We start from the raw sequence: 3,459 nt of genomic DNA, 5'->3' as shown, positions 1-3,459 counted from the left end.
TTTCACTTACGAGGTGACCCTTCTGGGTGGCAGACGGCGACTTCAGCAATCACCATCCTCCCTGCTCAGAAGGGTCTCCTCGTCCTACGCCACACCCACACCGCCAACCAACGCCGGTGGATCAGGGCTCAGCTCAGACCTCGGTGGCCCCGAGCACATCACTTACCAAGTCCGGGCCGGCGATGATGTGAGCTACCAAGAGTTCCAAGGGCGCGGCAATCGCGGAAACCGCGGCGGGCTCTGGTCTTGGCATATTCCCGTGGACGAGGTCACTCCTCACTCTATACGCCTTCTTGAAAAGTGCGACTGGTGAGGTCCCGCCATAGAGCCTTCCATGCATGCCCGCAACAAGACGTTGTCCAGTGGCACTCACGGATTGATTCTTAGCATGCTGAAGGACCCCTCGAAGTGAGTTCTTCTGTTCTGGAGTCAAGCCGGCATTTCCTTCCACCAGGGAAAGAGCTGAGTCAATAACCGCACGTTCGGCTGTCGTCCTCGGGACGTCGTCAGCCAATACTTCAATAGCCATGACCAACAACAGGAGTCGAACCTCTGGGTTAGCGGCCGTGTGCGAGGTTGAGAACAGGCCGTAGGCAACCTGTCTCCGAGGATTGACGGGGCCTGCAGTCGAAGAGTGCAACAAGGCTGCCTCTAATAAGGACTGATTCGCTGGAGCGTAGACGTGTGCTGACACTCCCATGAAGGCGGTCTTGATGTCCGATTCTTCAATCACCATGAGATGTGGCGCATCTGCAAGTATTCGGACGCCAATCTCTTCAAGCACTTCGTCTTGAAGGTACTTAGAAGGCCCACCGCCACCAAGTGACAGATCTCCAAAGTCGGCCGCTACCCGGCAGAGGGCGAAGGCTCGCTCAAGAGCTGCCCGCGCTCCCACTCCCGCCTCCCGGGCGACGGCGGGATCGACGTACCCGCCGCGCACGATCACGAGCTCGCGCGACTCTCTGATTGGCTTATCCTCCCGCGTCCTGAGGGTAACTAACTCCCCGCTAGCCAGCACCAATTCCACCTCGTGCTCGGCGTAAGGAAGGCTTGGATCCGCCAAAGTAAATCGGTGCCTGTATGCGTATTTCGCCATAAACATTCATCTTGCCCTATCTCTCGCCAGCTGAGAACCGCGCTGGGCCAGGTTGCCCTCATGGAGCGTCTGGCAGTTCCTCGTGATCCGCGCACCTGTGCGCTGGCAGGTGCCGGACATTGGACGAACAGCCGACCGCGGGAGGCGCCAGCCATCTGGGCGGTCTGTGGGTGAGGACACGCACATCGGCATGTGGGTGAGGTCACGCCCTCCGAGGTCGACGACCGACTCTGGGCAGTTGATGAGCACACGCCCATCGGCAGATCTGGTGCCGGGCCTTGGCCAGAGAGGTCGCTGCCACCCAGAGGTTTCGCAGAATCCGCCCAGAACGGCCCAGATTTCTCATCGTTTCGCAGAATCGTGTGAGGTTTCGCAATTTCGCCCCGCCCGGACACCATGCTTGTCCGGGCGGGCCGTATGTGCGAATCATCTCCCGCTCACGCCAGCGATTCTGCGAGTACCGAGCGCCCGCCAAACTGCGAGTAGGTCGCCACGCGCGACCGCGCGGTCCGCGGCAGATCCGGACGTCTGACTGAGTATTCGGACCGTTGAGCACCACTGAATATTGCGATTGAGCACCACCGGATATTGCGGTTCGGCACCAGCCGATATTGCCGGTGAGCACCGCCCCTCGCGGAGCAGCGCCCACCGGCCCGGTTCAGCTGTTCGTGGCGGTGTGTTCGCGCATGTTGACGTCGCCGGTTTCGATCCAGACGGTGTTGTGGACGATGCGGTCCATGATCGCGTCGGCGTGGACGCCGGAGCCGAGGCGTTGGTGCCAGTCCTTCTTCGCGTACTGGGTGCAGAACACCGTCGAGGTGGCGTCGTAGCGCCGTTCGAGGAGCTCGAGCAGCATGGACCGGACGTCGTCGGTGGGTGGGTCGAGGAGCCATTCGTCGATCACGAGGAGCGTGAACGCGGCGTACTTTCGCAGCCACTTCTCTCTCCCCGCTGGCCGGTCCCGTGCAGCGGCCCAGGATTCTTCGAGGTCGGGCATCCGGATGTAGTGCGCCCGGTAGCGGTGCTGACACGCCTGCTTCGCCAACGCGGACCCGAGGTAGGACTTCCCGGACCCGGTGAACCCTTGGAAAACGACGTTCTGCTGCCTGCCGATGAACTGGCAGGTCCCGAGCTGAGCGATCACGCCCCTGTCGAGCCCGCGTTGCTCGAGCATGTCAACGCGTCGCAGGTCCGCGTTCGGGTAGCGCAGCCCGGCCCGGCGGATCAGGCCCTCGACCTTGGAGTGGGTGAACGCCGCGTGGGCGTCGTCGACAGCGATCTTGATCCGCTCCTCAAACACCACCCCGATCGTGAGGGCATCGTCCTGGGCCTCGAACGCGTCGACCAGCGACGCGACGCCCATCTCCCGCAGCTTCCGCTTCGTCTCCGAGTCGAGCCGGCTCATCGGGCGTCTCCGGCGTAGTAGTCGGCGCCGCGGACATACCCGGCCGGCTCCGCCGCGGGTGTCGACCATGCCTCACGGCCTGCGGGGTCGTCTTGCCTGGTCTCGAGGATGGGCCGCAGGTGCGCGTAGCGCGGCGACCTCACCCTCGACGCGAGAGCGACGCCGGCGGCAGCTTCGACGCGGTCGGCGGAGTACCGGCGTGTCATGCGGAGCACGGCCAGTGCGGCGCTGATGCCCTGCTCGTCGACGGGCACCGACTCGAAGATCCGGTTCACGACGATCGTGGTGTTCTCCCCGATCCTCGCCGCCCATTCCCGGATCCGTGGGGCGTCCCACTGCCGATACTGCGGACCGTCGGGCAGATCGCTGTCGTGGGTGCGGTACTCGTTCACCGTCCCGACCGGGGCAAGCAGATGACTGGTCAGTCTGTCCTGCCCGGCGAACACCTCGAGCATCCTGTCGGTGACTCGCAGATCGACCGCGCGGCCGATGTTCACGTAGGGGACGGAGTAGAAGTTCTTCTCGAACACGACATGCCCGTTCTTCTGAACCTTGCGGCCGTAGACCCACTGGGAGATCTCGAACGCAACGGTCGGGAGCGGCCGCAGCAGCGGCTTCTCCTCACCCTCGAACACGCCCAAGCGGGAGCCGGCGCGCTTCTGGAACGGTTCCGCGTTGAACGCCGTCATCCGCTCGTAGACCGCAGCCCGCAACTCCGGCAACGTCGCGAACGTCTGGTTCCGCAGCGCCGCGATCACCCAGGTGGCGATGTTGCCGACGGTGTTCTCGACGCTCGCCTTGTCCTTCTTATCCCGAATTCGGGATAAGAAGGACTATCCCGAGGATCTGGTTATCCCGAGTCGTGGCCGTTGCTGCTTGTCAACGGGGGCTGTGGCTGGGGATCCTCGGGATAACTACGTGAGGCCTGCGAGTCGGAGGATCAGGTCGTCGTCTCCTT

General features: G+C 63.3%; 3 protein-coding genes. All 3 read right to left on the bottom strand.

What is annotated here, in order from left to right; translation table 11 throughout:
• Positions 1-133: 133 nt before the first annotated feature.
• On the bottom strand, positions 134-1,096 hold the full coding sequence (locus H5397_RS17180; protein ID WP_182818947.1) for a hypothetical protein: 963 nt from the start codon (positions 1,094-1,096) through the stop codon (positions 134-136).
• Between the two features lie 658 nt (positions 1,097-1,754).
• Positions 1,755-2,501: an ATP-binding protein gene (locus H5397_RS17175; protein WP_182818945.1), complete on the bottom strand. Its 747-nt coding sequence runs from the start codon at positions 2,499-2,501 to the stop codon at positions 1,755-1,757.
• Entirely contained in the window at positions 2,498-3,259 is a 762-nt protein-coding gene (locus H5397_RS17170) for a hypothetical protein (protein WP_182818944.1), read from the bottom strand. Before H5397_RS17170 ends, H5397_RS17175 begins: the two co-directional genes overlap by 4 nt.
• Positions 3,260-3,459 lie beyond the last annotated feature (200 nt).

The organism is Propioniciclava sp. MC1683, assembly GCF_014164675.1.
Taxonomy (GTDB): domain Bacteria; phylum Actinomycetota; class Actinomycetes; order Propionibacteriales; family Propionibacteriaceae; genus Propioniciclava.
This window is presented reverse-complemented; position numbering and strand designations above follow the sequence as displayed.

Coding starts and splice junctions, on each gene's coding strand:
- H5397_RS17180 (WP_182818947.1), bottom strand. CDS start 1,096: ATGGCGAAATACGCATACAGGCACCGATTTACTTTGGCGGATCCAAGC.
- H5397_RS17175 (WP_182818945.1), bottom strand. CDS start 2,501: ATGAGCCGGCTCGACTCGGAGACGAAGCGGAAGCTGCGGGAGATGGGC.